The 15837-nt window shown below is 65.2% G+C and carries 10 protein-coding genes and 1 pseudogene; 2 read left to right on the top strand and 9 right to left on the bottom strand.

What is annotated here, in order from left to right:
- Nucleotides 1–402: 402 nt before the first annotated feature.
- A pseudogene (locus D1Y85_RS26520) lies at nt 403–775 on the top strand (aromatic acid/H+ symport family MFS transporter); the annotation flags it as partial.
- A 240-nt stretch (nt 776–1015) separates the two neighbouring features.
- Nucleotides 1016–1501, top strand: a complete 486-nt coding sequence (locus D1Y85_RS26515) for a DUF3331 domain-containing protein (RefSeq protein WP_124154037.1) — start codon at nt 1016–1018, stop codon at nt 1499–1501.
- 48 nt (nt 1502–1549) lie between these two features.
- Here D1Y85_RS26515 and D1Y85_RS26510 read toward each other — a convergent pair whose 3' ends face one another.
- The 9 genes from D1Y85_RS26510 to D1Y85_RS26470 all read right to left on the bottom strand — a co-directional run bounded on the left by D1Y85_RS26510 (nt 1550) and on the right by D1Y85_RS26470 (nt 15669).
- Complete coding sequence (locus D1Y85_RS26510; protein WP_124154042.1) at nt 1550–6322, bottom strand: cellulose synthase subunit BcsC-related outer membrane protein; 4773 nt, start codon at nt 6320–6322, stop codon at nt 1550–1552.
- 44 nt (nt 6323–6366) lie between these two features.
- Nucleotides 6367–7497, bottom strand: coding sequence for a cellulose synthase complex periplasmic endoglucanase BcsZ (gene bcsZ / locus D1Y85_RS26505; protein WP_124154041.1), 1131 nt, complete (start codon nt 7495–7497; stop codon nt 6367–6369).
- 109 nt (nt 7498–7606) lie between these two features.
- On the bottom strand, nt 7607–10138 hold the full coding sequence (bcsB, locus tag D1Y85_RS26500) for a cellulose biosynthesis cyclic di-GMP-binding regulatory protein BcsB (RefSeq protein ID WP_124154040.1): 2532 nt from the start codon (nt 10136–10138) through the stop codon (nt 7607–7609).
- Between the two features lie 73 nt (nt 10139–10211).
- A complete protein-coding gene (bcsA, locus tag D1Y85_RS26495) occupies nt 10212–12428 on the bottom strand; it encodes a UDP-forming cellulose synthase catalytic subunit (protein WP_124154036.1) in 2217 nt (738 codons plus the stop codon).
- Entirely contained in the window at nt 12425–13213 is a 789-nt protein-coding gene (bcsQ, locus tag D1Y85_RS26490; protein WP_124154035.1) for a cellulose biosynthesis protein BcsQ, read from the bottom strand. The genes bcsA and bcsQ overlap by 4 nt, the downstream gene beginning before the upstream one ends.
- Nucleotides 13214–13220: 7 nt before the next feature.
- On the bottom strand, nt 13221–14015 hold the full coding sequence (gene bcsP, locus D1Y85_RS26485; RefSeq protein WP_124154034.1) for a cellulose biosynthesis protein BcsP: 795 nt from the start codon (nt 14013–14015) through the stop codon (nt 13221–13223).
- Nucleotides 14016–14077: 62 nt separating this feature from the next.
- Nucleotides 14078–14533, bottom strand: a complete 456-nt coding sequence (bcsD, locus tag D1Y85_RS26480) for a cellulose biosynthesis protein BcsD (protein WP_124154039.1) — start codon at nt 14531–14533, stop codon at nt 14078–14080.
- A gap of 366 nt (nt 14534–14899) precedes the next feature.
- A complete protein-coding gene (locus D1Y85_RS26475) occupies nt 14900–15154 on the bottom strand; it encodes a hypothetical protein (RefSeq protein ID WP_124154033.1) in 255 nt (84 codons plus the stop codon).
- A gap of 161 nt (nt 15155–15315) precedes the next feature.
- Nucleotides 15316–15669 carry a DOPA 4,5-dioxygenase family protein gene (locus D1Y85_RS26470; protein ID WP_124154038.1) on the bottom strand — a complete coding sequence of 118 codons (354 nt, stop codon included), beginning with the start codon at nt 15667–15669 and terminating at the stop codon, nt 15316–15318.
- Nucleotides 15670–15837: the final 168 nt, after the last annotated feature.

Raw genomic sequence — 15837 nt, 5'->3', positions numbered from 1 at the left:
TCGCATCGCAGGTGCCGCCGCCCAACCACTCACTACCCGGCGTTTCCTGCGTCGCTGCGTCAGCAGCAGAGAAACGAGATTATGAAGACCGGCCCGACGTCCGTCAAGCCTATTCTGCGAATATCTTTTACGCCCATGCAAGAGGCTCCGGGGAGCAGCCCGCCACGCTATTGATCAGCGCAAACCGACCCGGCCTATATTCCCCAATCCCGTCTCTTTTCTGGCTCCTATCGACGGCTTGCGCGGGGTGAGCGTTCATCATCCCCAGCACTAGTATTCGGGGGGCACCTGATTCCGCTCGTCATTCGCCGCCAGCGTCGGACAACTCACGCTTCCACGCATCATCACGGGAGTCGGGCTCGGCGCGGCGATGCCCAATGCGGTCACCATGATGGCCGAGCACCGCTGGACAGTGTCGGCGGCGTGCTGATGCACCGCTTCAACGCCAATCGCATCATCACGGCCTGCTACGCCCTGACTGCGCTGAGCATCTGGCTCATCGGGCAAGCCGTGGGCACGTCGGCGCGCTCGTGCTCGTGGTATTCGTCGCAGGCGTGCTTGTGAACACGGCGCAATCGTCGATGCCCGCGCTCGCCGCCGCGTTCTACCCGACTTACGGACGGCGGCCGGGTGTTACGCAGATGCTCGGCGTCACCTCACGTTCGCGGGTATCTTCGCGACGGTTGCCATCGCCCACACGATCGCTTGTGTCGCGCCGCTCCTTGAGCAGGTCGCGCAACCGCGCATCGTCGCAGCAAGCGCGACGGCTTCGTAGTCGTTTGGACATTGAGCCGCCGCGCACTCCACGCTATATAGAGTAGAGCGCCACGACATATCCAGACGCACCAACGTCGCCGACAATGTGCAGCGCCCCCAAAACTGGCAGGTGCGCCATTGTTTGGCGGGACCAAACTCAGTAGTTGCTAAAAAGGATTTATCCGGCGCAGCCTCACAGATACGATTCCGGCGACATCGCACAAGCAGGGGGGGATTCGACGTGAGCCAGCTACGAACAATGCAAACGACGCATTCGGTACCCGCGTATCCGCTGTGCGGACAAGCTCACACAGCAGCGTCCGTCCAGCAGGGCGATCCGTGGGCCGCGACAATTTCGCAACTCGAGCAGGTCAGCGACCATGCGGACACCGACGAGATCGTCGATCAGAACGATGAAACCGATACCGAAGCGCTCCCGGACAAGAGCCGCCATGTCGACGCCGCGGCCTCGCTCGCGTCCGGATATGGGCGCAATGCGGTCGTGACCTTCGTGGAGCGCATCGGTGCGAAGGCGGTGTCCATCTCCTGGCGCGATTCGACGGGCGGCAACTATCGCGAGCAGCGCTGGGTGCTGCGCGCCGCGCGCACGCGCGGTGTCTGCGCGCTGACCGGCAAGGTGATCGTGCGCGGCGACAACATCTATCATCCGGTGAGCGGGTCGCGTGGAAGGCCCTCGAATCTGTCGCAGATGATCCGCGCCGAAGCGCTTGAGCGCTTCGAATAAGCCTTCACACCAGGTCGCGTCGACGGGAATCGAACGCGGCGGGCGCCATCAGTCATTCAGGTTCGCGAGATACGGCGAGGTGAAGGTCTTCGGCGGGAACGGCTGCAGACCGTACTGCGGCGAGAAGCTGTAGCGCACATACACTGCCGCAAGCCACTCGCGATACTGATACGCGTTGCCAAGCGACGCCATCGCGCCAACGGCCAACTGCGGCGCCAGCTGATATTCGCCGCTCGCGAGCAGCGAATACGCGAAGCCCGTCTTGCTTAGCCCCGGATAGACCGCGTTGGCATCGAGCGTTGAAGTGGTTACGCTGTTCATGTTGGCCGCGGCGGTCGCCTGGCGGCCCGGATCGAGCGGAAAATACGGCACCGCATCTTCGCGATAGTGCTGCACGCCAATCGAGCCCTTCACATCGTAAGTAAACAGACCGTAACGTCCCGCGTACTCGATTGGAAAATTCAGGATCACGAACTGCTGCGGACTGAAGTAACCGCCCTGGCCATAGGTGAAGTACGACTGGTTCTTGCTGAACGACATCCACGTCACGTTCATGCCTGCGATAAGCGTCTGGTCGGCGTCCTTGTAGAGATGCGTGTACGCCCCGCCGCCGCCCTTGCCTTCGTAGTTGCTTTCTACGTGATGGCCCTCGTAGTACTGAAACTGACCGTTGACGTAGAGACCGCTCGTGCCGTCGTCCCAACCGAGCGCTGCGCGCCCGCCCGTCTTCGTCACGCCGCCCCATTCGAGGCCTGCACCCTCGTCGCGCGTACCGGCGTAGGAGAGCAGGCTGTCGGTGACGGCGCGGCGTGTTACGGCGAGCGAGTAGGAGACTTTGTCATTGACGCCGCCGTCATACTCGAGGCCGCCCACCACGTTCTGATAGCGGAAGCCGATAGGCGTCGTGCCAATGCTCGCCTTTATCGACGGTGTCTCATAGCCGATCGAGAGCCCGACGCCACTCGCCGTCTGCGAGCCGAAGTTACTGCCCTTCGGACTGTTCGATAGACCCGAGCCGAAGCGTGCGAGCGTCGGCAGATCGGTATTCGCTGTGCCCGCGTCGAGGGTAACAGGTGTCGCGTTCACAACCAGGTGGCCGTTTCCCGCCTTGATGCGGCCTTCGATCGGCGCTTCGATGTCCGTGAGTTTCGACAGACCGTCTTCGCCGGCGCGATTGCGGAACACTACGCCGCCCGACACCGTGCTCGCCTGCTCGCGATTCACCTCTGCCAGTTCCTGTGCTACGGCCAGCGTCTGCGTGCTCGCCACCTGCTGTGGCGCGGGCGCTGTGCCTGACCCCGCTGGCGCATACGGTTGAGCGTAGCCCGCCGGCGGCTGCGGAATGTACTGCGGCGGCGCGTAAGCCTGGCTCGGGTAAGGCGGTTGTGGCACGTAGGGCTGGCCGTAGCCTTGCTGCGCATAGGTCTGTGGCGCGTAGGGCGGCGGATAGGGCTGCTGCGGGTAAGGCACCGGCGTGTAACTTTGCTGCGGATACGGTTGGCCATAGCCCTGCGCATAGGGCTGCTGCCCGTATGCCGGAGTGTAGCCCTGCTGCGGATACGGTTGCCCGTAGCCCTGCGCATACGGTTGCTGCCCATACCCCGGCGGATAGCCCTGCTGTGAATTCGCCTGGCGATTCGCGTTTGACTGCTTGCGCGACTGAGCGGTCGTGCGCTTGCTGCTCTGCGTTTGCGCCGCCGGAGGCGGGGCGTTGTATTGACCCTGCGCCTCGCGTGCGGCAGGCGACATCGGCCAGGGTGCCGCGATGTAAGGCCCTTGCTGCGCATAAGGCTGCGCATTCGGCGAATACGGGTTCGTCTGCTGAGGATACGGTGCCGCGGGCGCCGGCTGGCCGTACGGTTGCGTGTAGGGCTGCGCCGCCGGTGCGTACTGCGAATACGGCTGCAGAGGCTGAGCCGCAGACGGAGCACCCGAGGCGCTGGAGCCAGCCGTATCGGGTCCGTAGCTATCGGAGGGCGCGGGGTCCGGGTCGCTCGCGAGCGTGTTCGACGCGGGCAGCGGCTGGTACCCCGATACAGCCCCGGCTGGCGCCACGTAAGGCGTGACGTACGGCGCGGGCAGCGCCGGCGGGAGGGTAGTAGGCACGGTCGTAACGGGAGACGGAGGTTGGGACCACGAAGGCATGGTGAGCGCCGGCGCCGCGTGGCGGCTGGCGCTCGTCGACGACGGGCTAACCGTATCGATGGCGGTCTTGCCTTCGAACGGGTTAGTGCCCGGAAACGGATTCGCACCGAGGGGCTGGCCGAGTGCTTCCCAGCCGCGCGGCACGTTCGGCGCTGTCGTGGCAACGCGCGCGCCCACGGGCGTCGTGCTCGCCACGAGTGAGCGCCGCAGGTACTGCTCGGCGAGTGTGTTTTTGCCCTGGTTACGGTACATGCGGCCCACAGCGGCCAGCAGGTCGGGGTCGTCCGGCCAGATGTTGAGCGCTGCGGCGGCGGTCTGTTCGGCAAAGCGCCAGTCCTTCGCACCGCTTGCCGCGTAAATCGCAGCGATCTGCAAAGCGAGATCGTCGGGGCGGCGCGCGAGCGCAATGCGATAGGACTTGAGCGCATTCGACGGATCGCCCGCCGACGAATACAGCCGTGCCAGCGCGGCCTGCAGGTCGGGGTTGTCGGGCATCGCCGCGAGCCACGGCGCGATCACTTCGTAAGCACGCGCGAGATCGCCCGTCAGGCGAACGTTATCGGCCTGGCGCACGACGATCGCGAGGTTCAGATTGTCGAAGTCCGCGCGTTGCTCGGGTGTGAGCTGCATCGTCGACAGACGGCGCATCACGTCACCGAGCGGCGCGTCCTCGTGACTCTGGAGCAGGATGCTCGCGTACTCCAGTTGCAGCCCGCCGTCGTTCGGCGCCGATGCCATCGCGCTTTGCACGAGCCACGTCGCGCGAGCCGGGTCGCCCGCGGCCACATAGCCGCCCGCGAGCTGGCCGATGAGCGAAGGCGTCTGGAGTGCGATGGGCTCGGCATTGCGCAGCATCGCGAGCGCCTCCTGGTTATGCCCGCGCTTTGCCGTCTGCGTCGCCAGATCGACCTGCTGGCCGAGCCACAAGCGGTGCTGCAGTCCGGTCATCGCCGCGTTGCGTTGCGCGAGCGGAATGCGATCCAGCAACTGCAATCCCCGCGACCAGTCCTTCGTCTGCTCCGCCAACAGGGCGCTCGCGTAGAGCGCATCCACCATGTCGGGATGCGCGGCGAGCAGGCCATCCATCATGCCGCGCGCGGTGCCGACTGCACCCTGCCGCACGTAGATGCGCGCGAGATCGAGGCGCAGCCACGGATCATCAGGATTGCTGATGAGTGCATCTTCGAACAGGCTGCGCGCACGCCCGAGGTCACCCTGAGCTTCGGCCTGGCGCGCTTGCGCCGCTTCGGCCGTGCCGCGCAGGCGGTCGAGGCCGCCCGCTTTCGCCTGCTGTTCTGCCGTGAGCTGGGTCGCGAACTGCAGCGCTTCGTCGCCGCGCCCCTGTGCCGCCAGCGCGCCGACGAGGCCGCGGATCGCATCCGGATTGTCAGCCTGGCGGCGCAGCGCCATGCGAAAGGCCTGCTCCGCGCCCTGCGGGTCGTGGTTGTTGAGCAGCCCCTCGCCGAGCATGACCTGCGCCGTGACGTCGGACGGATTGAGCGCGATCGCGCGTTCGAACAGCGATTTCGCCTTTGCGAAATCGCCGTTGCTCTGGGCGCCGAGGGCCTCGCTTATGTACGTCCAGTAAGTCGCGCTCGTGAGCGCCTCGCGCCAGCGCGCAGGGTTGCCCGCACGCGACGCGCGTTCGAGGTAGTCGCGCGCCGCCGCGAAATGCTCCTGTTTGAGTTCGATGATGCCCATTCCGCCCAGTGCGTCGCCGTCGTTCGGCGACGTCGCGAGCACCGACGAAAACCGCGCGCGCGCCGTGACGAGGTCGCCGCGATCGAGCGCAGCGAAGCCTTCGCCGATTACGCGGCCGCGAATGTCGTTCGCCGCGTTTTCCTGCGCGCGCGAGCGCGCTTCCCCGCCCGACTTGACCATGCTTTCGTAGCGCGCTTTCACGGCCGGATCGTCGGGGACGATCTTCAGATACGCATCGTAGAGCGGCTGATCCGAAGGCCGCGCCGCGAGCCACAAGAGCGCCTGTCGCCAGCTCGCGCGTGCCTGCTGGCCGACCTGACTGTCGCTGGCGAGTTGTTCGAGCCGCGCGATGCCGTCGCGACGCGTCGTGTCGCGATACGTGAGGTGCTGCGCATAGGCGAGCGCGAAGCGCGGATCCTGCGGGTTTTCGCGTGCGAGGTCCTCGAGGCCCTTGCGCGCCTCGTCCCAACCGTTCGGCGTCGCCGAGAGCGCCTGGTAGTACTCGAGTCGCAACTGGGGCGTGGCGGGTTGGCCCGCCAGGGCCTTCCTGTAATCCTCGACCGCCGACGCGCTCTTGCCCGCCTGCGCCAACTGCCGCGCTTCGGTCACCACCTGGTCACGCGGGCTCGTCTGGCCGAGCCGGTGACCCAGTTCGTCGATGCCGGGATAGTTGGGCGCAACCTGGCGCAGTTGTGCGAGGTACTGTTCCGCCGCGCTGCCGTTCTTGCGGTCGGCCATGACCAGGCCCATGCCGAACAACGCATCGGGCTGCTTCGGATTGATGCGCAGCACCTTCTGCCACGACTGCTCGGCGAGGTCGCCGCGACCGTGCGCCTGCCAGTACTTGCCCTGATCGATCAGCGCCGCGAGCGGGTCCGGTGTCGCCGCATGCACGACGGGCGGTAGCGTCAGCGCCACGCCGCCGGTCAGCGCAAGGCACGCAACGAGCGCGCGCGCCCTGCCGCCTTGCGGCATCGACGAAAGCAGCAAGCGCGGCGCGTCGAGGGCAGATCGCGTCGTCACTGGCATGCAGCCCTCCACGCCGGGATCAACTGACCGTTCGCGTCGAAACGATAGCGGCCGTCGATCGCACCCGTGCCGAAGAGGCCGAGGACACGGTCGTAATAGACAGGTTCGCGGCCCGGCGTGCCGTTGTCGAGCGCGACGAGCCGCGTGCGAGCGAGCGCGAGGTTGCGCGTGTCGCCAAGCGCGGCGAAATACGGCGCAAGCGCCCCCCAATAGCTGAGGGGGCCCTCGCCCGTGCCGTTGCCTGTCGTCACCGCGACCTTCTCGGGCGGAACGCCGGTTTGCGTGACGCGCTCGTTCATGCCGCGCACGGCGTTGAGCCAGGGCTTGGCAAGCGGATCGGACGACGCGGCCAGACCGGCCCAGAGATAGACGCGAATGGCATCGTAGCTGCCGAGATCGCCGGTCTTCGGATCGACGGCGAACTGCCCCTGATGCCAGGCCGCCCAGTCGGGGGTGAAACCGTGCGGCGACGTTGCGATCACCATCTTCAGCGTGTTCTGCGCGAGCGCCGTCCACGGGCCGCCGCGTAGGTCGTGTGCGAGACCGCGCAACAGCGAAAGCGGCAGGTAGCTCGGATTCAGCCGCGTGACGTCGCCGGTAATGAAACCCACTGGGCCCGGCAGCAGCATCGGTCCGAGACCTGCGAGATCGGTCACCGAGCGGGCCGCGATCTGCGCGGCGAGCGCCGAGCCGAGCGCAGTGTAGTCGTGCACATTCCAGAGCCGCCCGGCCTGCAGCAGGTCATAGGCGATCCAGAGATCGGAATCGGACGCCGGGTTCGGGTCCATCACGCCCCACGAGCCGTCCGGCTTGCGGCCCCACTGCCAGGCCGGCAGCCGCACGTTGTTCGCATCGAACTGGCCGCCCGCGAGATTGTGGCGGGTCCACTCGAGCACGCGGTCGAACGTCGCGCGGTCGTTCGCGACGAGCGCGAAGAACATCACATAGGACTGGCCTTCGGAAGTCGACTGTTGCGAAGGCACCGAGAAGTCGACCACGCGCCCGTCGGGTTGCACGAAGCGCTCGACGAACGTGCGATACGACGGCCAGTCGCCGCACGGCGGCACGGCGGCCGTCCCGCCGGCGTCCGCCGTCGCAAACGCCGCGCCGCCGAGCGTCATGCCGCACACGAGGCGGCTCACGAGCGCCGCAAGCGGAGCACGCGGGCCGCGCGTGCGTGCGCGACACACTCGGCGCGTCGGGATGGCGGGCTTTGCGAAGGCCGTCATATCAGTCCTTGAGCCGGCGCACGGCAGCGGCGCGCAGGAGGCGGTAGAAAATCGACGCGATCACGATCGCCGCGATCACCCCTCCGAGCAGGAGCAAGAGCGGGTGGTTCGACAAGATCCAGCGCAGATACTCGATGGGCGAAAGCGTGCCGATGAAGTAAGTCTCGCCGTTCGACGTCACCGTGACCGAGCGGCCGTGGATCACGTTCATGGCCCCCTGGATCGACGTCAACACATCGGCGTCGAGCAGCGCCGCATTCATTTCGGCATCCGAAACACCCGGCGAAGTGATCAGCGCGACCACGCTGCGGCCGGGCTGTAGCGGCGACTCGAAGCCGGCAATCATTGCAGCACCGCCGGTACTCACGAGCGAGAGGTCCGCGCGCGCGGGCGCACGCTCGAGGCCGTGCGGTCCGTACCACCAGTCCCGCAGCCTGAACGCCAGATCGGCAAGCCTGAAGGTGTGCGTGTCGCCGTCGCTCGAAAACGGCATCGACTTCGCCCAGCTTTGCAGCAGCGACTGCCGACCGGGGCCGCCGATCATCAGCAGGTCCTTGTCCGCGAAATGGCTCACGTCGGCTGCATGGCCGACCGCGACACCTGTCACCGGGTAACCCGTCGATTCGCCCATGCGGCCCATTGCGAGCAGGTAGAGGCTGTAGTCGGCCGGCGTCGGATCGTCGGGGAGGATCGCCGCCGTCTGCGAGAGATCCGCCATGCGCGTGAACGGAAAGCCGCTGTTCGCGAAAGCGGCGAGGTCAGGCAGCGCCATGTAGTGCGGGAATGACGACACGTCGATCGTCGAGTCCTGATCGATCGCGCCGCCCACGTTCTGCATCAGGCGGCCCGCACACTCGCCCGTGTTCGGAATGTCGTAGAAGAAGTGCATGCGCAGCGTCGAGCGTGGCGTGAGCAGCAGCGGCGGCACGCGCACGATGCGCCGCGCCACGCCCGCACCCGACGTCTCGATGCCAAGGCGGTCGAGCAGGCTGTTCAGGCTGAAGCGCGACGGCGACACGGCGGGAATCGGCAGCGCCTGCACGAAGTTGTTGTTCACGCTGACGTTCATCGACGAGCGATCCGGGCGCGGACGCACCGAATACCGGTAGCGCAAGTCGAGCGGCGCGCCCTTCGAGTTCCACATAAACAGGTCGGGCGGCACATGAAGGTTCAGCGCGATCGGACCTGCGAAATAGCCGCTCACGCTCAGGTCGCTCGCCTCCACGAGTTCGCCGAACCGCACCGGGCGGTTGGTCGGCAGCCACTTCGGCGCATCGTAGGGAACGCGCGGTTTGAGCGTCGTGAGCTGGCTGACCGTGACGCTCGTCCCGGAGAGCGTGTTCTCGCCGAGCGCGAGCGCACTCGCGGCCGTGCGCAGTTCCGCGCCGTTGCGTCCCAGCACGAGCAGCAGTTGGCCGCGCGCCGGTTCGCTGCGTGCCACAACCGCGACCGTTGGACCGGAGATGTCCGGCAGCGTAACGCCTTCCGGATGCGCGTCGGCAAGCGCGAATACCACGGCGTTGCCCGATAGCGGGAGGTTGCCCACCTGCGCCGGAAAAAGCGCGCCGCGATAGCCCGCGAGCGAACCGAACCACGACGCGACCGTGCCAGCGGCGGCGAGCGTATCGGCGTCGGGCTTGCTGGCGAACACGAACGGCAGTTCGAGGCGACGTACGTCGCGGCGGTCGAAGAACGGCTGCGGGAGCGCACCCAGGTCGGGACTCGTCGGCAGCGATGAGTACGTCATGTCGAGCGAACTAGCGTTGCTGATCGTCGCCCATAGCGTCGTATGCGCGGGGTCCTCACAGCGGTGTGTGTAATGGCCGATCAACTCAAGATTCAGGTGGTTGAATTCGGTGATGAACCGCGGATCGAGCGTGATGTCGCGCGCAACCGTGATGCCCGCCTGCTCATGAGGCAACGGTAGTGTCGCGGCCACTTCGCCGTTCACCAGCACGTTGAGCTGCGAGACATCCGGCAAGAGCGCGGGCGAGTAGCTATAGATGAGATGCAACACCGCGCCCGTCACCACTTCGTCGTTGCGCACCGAGAACGGCACGCCGTTGATGCCGTCGGTACCGCGAAGCTGCAGCGGGTCCTGCGCGCCGAGATCAGCGAAAGTCAGCGTCTGCCGGCGGCCACCCGACACGAGCGTCCCGGGATTCGCAGTGGTCGGCGCCCGCGTGCCGAGCAACTTCTGCTGCTGTGGCGTAAGCGGTGGCACGGGCAATCCGAGCGGCGGCTGCTGGACGGCTTGCGGGTCGAAGACGGCGGCGGGTCCAGGCGGGGGCACCGCGCCGACCGCGGTCGCGCCATCCGCCGCGCGAGCGGCAACGGGCGGAGGCGCTGGCTTGCCCGGTGTGCCCGGTGTGCCCGGTGCGCCCGGCGCACTCGCCGCCTTTGCCGCCGCAGCCTCGGCATCGACCGCGCACACGAACGGCGCGAAGAGTAGTTGCGCGGCGAGGCAATACACGAACGCGCGCGCGAGGCGCGAGGCGCCCCACTTCGCCGCTTCGCCGTGAGGCTCCACCATTGCCGGACGCACAGTACATCCCTCGCCCGAGTTGCCGCGCGAGCGCATACACCTGGTCGAGTTCTTCATGTCCTTAGCTGTCTTTTTGCGCGGCCTGTCTGTCGCCGCGCCTCAACAACCCGCGAACATCACGGTAAAGATGTTCGAAAACTCCGCGGATACCGCGCACACCGACCCGCAGCACATGCCAAAGTGCGCGCAACGGCTTGTCGGGCTGCCGGCCTTCGGCCCATTCCGTCCACGCGTCGGCGCGCGAGAACGTCGTCTTTACGAACTCGAATTCCTGCGCCTTCGTCATCCCGACGAACTGCAGGCCCGCACGCCCCGGTGCGGAAAAACTCACGGTCGCCGCGAACGCGTATTCCTCGATACCGTGAAAGAGCGACACGGTCACGTTCTCGTACATCGGCACCTGGATGTCATTGGGCAACGCGACACCCACGCCGCCTTCGGAGTAATCGATCGTCTCGCACGCGAGCGTGCGGCCGGTGCCAAAGCGCAGCGTCACCGGCATCTTCATCGCGACGCGCGGGTCCGAGCGGACCTGCTTCTGTTCGTTGGCGGCGGCCACGGCGGCCCCGAGGATCAGCATGTTGTAGGCCGTCCACGCCAGATTGAGGAGGGTGGTGTTCACCTCGCTGCGCACATGCAGGTTGTGATAGATGTGCACGAAACCGAGCGCGAAACCGAGCAGGTTCAGCAGCATCAGGATCAGGTAGGGTCGCGAGATCGCCCAGTCGAAGTAGGTCTCGGAGATCTTGCCGCCCTTGGCCGTCACGTTGAACTTGCCGAGCTTCGGGTTGATGAGCGCAAGCATCGTGGGCCCGGTGATGTACGACGCGAGCACCGACTCGTACACCTCCGCCCAGAACGAATGCCGGAACGCGCTTTGCATGCGCGAATTCGTGACGTTCGCGTGGAACATGTGCGGTAGCGCGTAGAGCGCAATCGCCTCCGCCGACGCCTGAATCACGTGCGCTCCGAAGAACAGGAACGCGAGCGGCGCCGTGAGAAACACTAGACGCGGGATGCCATAGAAGAAGTGCATCATCGCGTTCGCATAGCACAGGCGCTGGCCGAGTGCGAGGCCCTTGCCCGTGAGCGGATTATCGATGCGGAAGATCTGCGTCATGCCCCGCGCCCAGCGGATACGCTGGCCGATGTGGCCCGAGAGACTTTCCGTCGCAAGACCGGCAGCCTGCGGGATCGCGAGATAGGCCGTCGTGTAGCCGAGGCGGTGCAGCTTGAGCGCGGTGTGCGCGTCCTCGGTGACGGTCTCCACGGCAATGCCGCCAATCTCTTCGACCATCGACCGGCGCAGCACCGCACACGAACCGCAGAAGAACGTGGCGTTCCAGAAGTCGTTGCCGTCCTGCACGAGTCCATAGAACAGTTCGCCCTCGTTCGGCACCTTGCGGAACGTATCCAGATTGCGCTCGAACGGATCGGGCGAGAAGAAATGGTGCGGCGTCTGCAGCATCGACAGCTTCTTGTCGCGCAGGAACCAGCCGAGGCAGATCTGGAGGAACGAACGGGTCGGAATGTGATCGCAGTCGAAGATCGCGAGGAATTCGCCACTCGTGAGCTTGAGCGCCGCGTTGATGTTGCCCGCCTTCGCGTGAAAGTTATTCGCGCGGATCGTCCAGTTGACACCGACCTCTTCGCAGAACGCCTTGAACTCCGGGCGGCGGCCGTCGTCGAGCACGTGGATCGATATCTTCTCCTGCGGGTAGTCCATCGCAAGCGCTGCGTAGACCGTCGGCTTGACGACCGAAAGCGGCTCGTTATAGGTGGGAATGAACACGTCGACGGTGGGCCACAGCGCACGTGACGCAGGCAACGGCACCGGCTTGCGATGCAGCGGCCACGCCGTCTGGAAGTAGCCGAGCATCAGCACGACCGCCGCGTAGACTTCCGCCGCGACGAGCCCGACGCCCCACGCAGCGTCGACCGGATGCGTCCAGGAAGTCGTCTCCGTGAGACGCCAGAACATGTAGCGGCCCGTGGCGATCACCGAAAGCATGATCATCACGAGCGTCGCGTAGCGCCCTTCAACGCGCCGGAACAGCAGCGCGAGGATGAAGCAGCTCGTCGCGAACGCGAGTTGCTCGGGGTTCCCCAGCGGTACCGTAAAGACGAAATAGAGGGCGCAGAGCGAAAAGAGCGTGAGTATCACGACGATTACGCGACTGTTCCAGATGCGCGACTCGGCGATGCGCTCAAGCCGGGAAGACGCAAAACGTGCAGCGCCGGTCGAGGTCGCGCCAGCGTCGGGTTGGGCAGTGCTCATGCAACGCTCCTTCGCGACTGTGCCGGCGTATCGAGCGCTTCGAGCAGCCACGCCGCGCATGCGCGCATGTCCGCCGAGGCCTGGCAGAGCGGGTCGTAATGCATTACGGTGGTATTGCACGCGAGCGCTTCGCTCACGCCTTCATCGGTATGAATCGCGCCGGGAAACATGTGTTCGCCGAGCATGTCACGCAGCACGCGCAAGACGTCCTTGTTGAGCTGGCGCGACGGGTCGACCTGATTGATGACGTAGCCTTCTCCGATGAACTCCGGCCGCGGCACCGCGTAGGTATCGATCACACGCTGCATCTGCGGGATCGCCGCATAGGAGGCGGCGTCCGCGAGCACGACGTTGGGCGCGAAATTCGCCGCGCAGAGTGCGGCGCGTGTGTAGGCCGAAGCGCCCGGCGGCGTATCGACTACGACGATGTCCGCAGGGCCAAGCTGCAGAGCCTCGAGGCCGTGCGCGAACCAGAGCGGGTTTTCGTCGAGATGGTGCTCGAAATGCCGCTGCTCTTCGATGGTAAGCGTGCCGAACGCGAGGACGGTTACGTCATCGACGCCATTCACCATCGCACTCTGCCACGGTGCACCGGTGAGCGTGGTGCGCGACACGCCGTCGACGCTGTCGAGCGGCACGCCAAAGTGAAGCCGCAGTGCATTCTGCGGATCGAGATCGATGGCTACGACGTGCCGCCCAGAGGCAGCGAGCACGGACGCGAGATTAGCGGCGAGCGTCGTTTTGCCCACGCCGCCTTTTGCCGACACCACACTGACCACTTTCATGGCCCGCTCACTCCCGTGGAAAGCCGGGACGAGCCGGCGCTGTCTTCGGATCAGCAGAGCCTCCCTGAACCGGTGTTGCGTTGCCACCCTCGCGCAGTCGATCGAACAGCCGATCGAGGTGCGGCTCCACACTGGCGGGTGTCGTGGATGCTGCGCGCTGTTCCTGTTGCACGGTAGGTGCGGAAACCGCGCCGAACAGCTTTCTGAGTGGTGCCCCACCAGGCGCAACTGCGGGCCGCGTGGCTAAATCGGCGGACGCCGCGGGCGCGGCAACTGCGGGAGGTAAATTCGCTGTATTCGCTGCAGTCGGCGGTACACCAAGAATGCGCGGCACAGCGACAGCCTCGTTGGTCACCTGCGTCGCCGCGACGACCTCTTCCGGACTCGCCTTCGCGCCGGGCGGCGGCGAGAAACGAAACGCGCTGCTTTCCGGCGCCGTGTAGGTGGGCTTTTCGATGTCCCTCGTCAAATCACGGCGCAGCGAACGCGCGAAGAGCGGCGCCGAACGGCGCAGTGCCGCCTGCGATCGCGCGGGCGGCGACGAGCTGCCGCCTGCCGGCATCGATCCTGGCGCGGCGCCCACGGACCCCGGTAGGCGTCCCGCGTCGGCAGTACCTGCCGCCGGCAGACTGCGCGCCTTCTCCGTCGCGCTCAGGTCGACCTTGCGTGGATCGATCATGCCGAGCAGTGGCCAGCGATCGCGCGCCTCCTGAGCCTCGTTCTCCATGCGGATCTCCCGATAGCCGGTCGCATCACCAGCGAACCGGCCGTAGAGTGTCTTGATATCGCTCGAGGTATACATAGGCGGACCGACAAACCAGAACGATCACAGACTGCCGTCGAACGGCAGTGCCAGCGCGACGGTCAAGTCGTCGCGCGCACCAGGTGAAACTCGATGGCAAAGCCATCGTCAGGAATGCCGGCCTGCACGACCGTGAGTTGCTTCGCGCCCATTGCATCGAGCCAGGCCTGGTAGCAACCCTGCAGAAACGCTGGCGTCCAGGCCAATGCCTCGCCGCCGAACGCGTGAAGCGGCGCACCGTAATGAACGATACGCAGATGGGTGCCTTCGTCGGCGAGCTCCACGCGGCCCCATTGAATCGGCGCCCAGCGGGCGTTGAACGCGTCGGCGAGATCGGCCATCGAGTCGCAGGCCGCGAGGGGCTGCTCGGCCGCGAAACGCTCGCCCACGCAGAACATCAACTGCCGCAGGTCGTCGCGATCGAGCTGTGCTTCAAATTCCGCTGCGAGCGCGTGCAGCAGACCGCGCCATTGAGGCGAGAGATGTTGCTCAATCAGGGCATCGACGACGGTCGGCATGGGTAGCAGGTCCGAGTAGTGATGCTGGATCGACATGGGGCTACGCGGCGATGGGTGGGACGGTACGTTGCACGCCCAACCTCGAACGTGGTCTTGCGCTGTTGTAGCCTATGGAAATTTTTTCTACCACTTCCTGCAATTACTAACGCGAATTTTTACATCCAGTCAACGGCAAACGTTTCCCTCAATCACCCGAAATTATAGTGCCGTAAATTTTTGCGAGGCGGCGCGGTGGAAAAGTAATTATCAGCAACATGCACTGATCGGCGCCGCGGTTTTTGAAAACGGCAGGCGGGACACATAACGCGAGCGCGTCGTGAACGAACGTGCCGTGATCTGAGGAGGCGTCAGGTATTTTTTCTGCCTTCATTGCGCAGCGATTCCTGGCGCGACGCTGGCCCTGGACGGCAGGAACAACGTATTTGCCAATCCAGTTTGAATTGCCAACGCGTAACCCACTTCGGTGAATTTTATTGAGTGGTATTGGCGAATGAATTGGGCGATTTGTTTGCAAACCAGTTTGTCATCGCGCGCTTTTCCGGTCTGGCGATACGCGACAAATGTACTTGCCGGCATTGCGCCAGATTGACTGCCGAAGTCAATCTTGAACACTTCGCACATGGCATTCGCCTGACGCTGTTGCGCCCGCGTTACTGGCGCTCAGCCGGGCAATGTCACACGTCAGTGACGACCGCGGCGTTTGCCTGCAAGTTGTCCGCTGGATGATCCGATGAAAATAGACACGTGCGGGAGCACCCGCGCGACTGGACACACGTTGCGCGTCAGCCGGAGAAAACGGCCAGATTGAGGGTGTGCGAGTGTCCGATCCACAGAGCGGAATCGCGATGATCGCGCAACGGATCGGACGTGTTCGGATGCAAAAACACGTCGAGCGCGCCGTGATTCAGCGCGAGCCACTCGACGATTTCAGCGAGTCGCTCACGCGCGAATGCGAGCTGATACGACCACATGGGATGCGGCCCGACGGGACGTTCGTGAAAGCGCCCCATCTGCAATTCGGAACCAAAGTTCGCCTCGATGGCAACACGCAACGCCCAGGCGGCGTCACGCGTCGCCGCGTCGAAATAGACGTGGGCGTGCCAGCTTCCAATTTCTGCCGGATCGAGGTAATTCATAAAGGACAGACGCAGACGCAATGCGATGAGCAAGCCAACATTCTGCCGCGAATCGCAAACGTCTGCGACGGCGTCACTGAAGAAACAACCGGTACGCCGGATTGTGCGTCTCTTCCCAGTACGGATAACCGAGCGTAGCAAGAAAGCGGCGGAATTCGGCATCGTCGG

This window comes from Paraburkholderia dinghuensis (genome assembly GCF_003837865.1).
GTDB classification, from domain to species: Bacteria; Pseudomonadota; Gammaproteobacteria; order Burkholderiales; family Burkholderiaceae; genus Paraburkholderia; species Paraburkholderia dinghuensis.
This window is presented reverse-complemented; position numbering and strand designations above follow the sequence as displayed.

What these genes read in the sequence shown, in the direction of transcription:
- D1Y85_RS26515 (WP_124154037.1), top strand. Translation starts at nt 1,016, where the DNA reads ATGCAAACGACGCATTCGGTACCCGCGTATCCGCTGTGCGGACAAGCT.
- D1Y85_RS26510 (WP_124154042.1), bottom strand. Translation starts at nt 6,322, where the DNA reads ATGCCGCAAGGCGGCAGGGCGCGCGCGCTCGTTGCGTGCCTTGCGCTG.
- bcsZ (WP_124154041.1), bottom strand. Translation starts at nt 7,497, where the DNA reads ATGACGCTCGGCGGCGCGGCGTTTGCGACGGCGGACGCCGGCGGGACG.
- bcsB (WP_124154040.1), bottom strand. Translation starts at nt 10,138, where the DNA reads ATGGTGGAGCCTCACGGCGAAGCGGCGAAGTGGGGCGCCTCGCGCCTC.
- bcsA (WP_124154036.1), bottom strand. Translation starts at nt 12,428, where the DNA reads ATGAGCACTGCCCAACCCGACGCTGGCGCGACCTCGACCGGCGCTGCA.
- bcsQ (WP_124154035.1), bottom strand. Translation starts at nt 13,213, where the DNA reads ATGAAAGTGGTCAGTGTGGTGTCGGCAAAAGGCGGCGTGGGCAAAACG.
- bcsP (WP_124154034.1), bottom strand. Translation starts at nt 14,015, where the DNA reads ATGTATACCTCGAGCGATATCAAGACACTCTACGGCCGGTTCGCTGGT.
- bcsD (WP_124154039.1), bottom strand. Translation starts at nt 14,533, where the DNA reads ATGCCGACCGTCGTCGATGCCCTGATTGAGCAACATCTCTCGCCTCAA.
- D1Y85_RS26475 (WP_124154033.1), bottom strand. Translation starts at nt 15,154, where the DNA reads ATGTGCGAAGTGTTCAAGATTGACTTCGGCAGTCAATCTGGCGCAATG.
- D1Y85_RS26470 (WP_124154038.1), bottom strand. Translation starts at nt 15,669, where the DNA reads ATGAATTACCTCGATCCGGCAGAAATTGGAAGCTGGCACGCCCACGTC.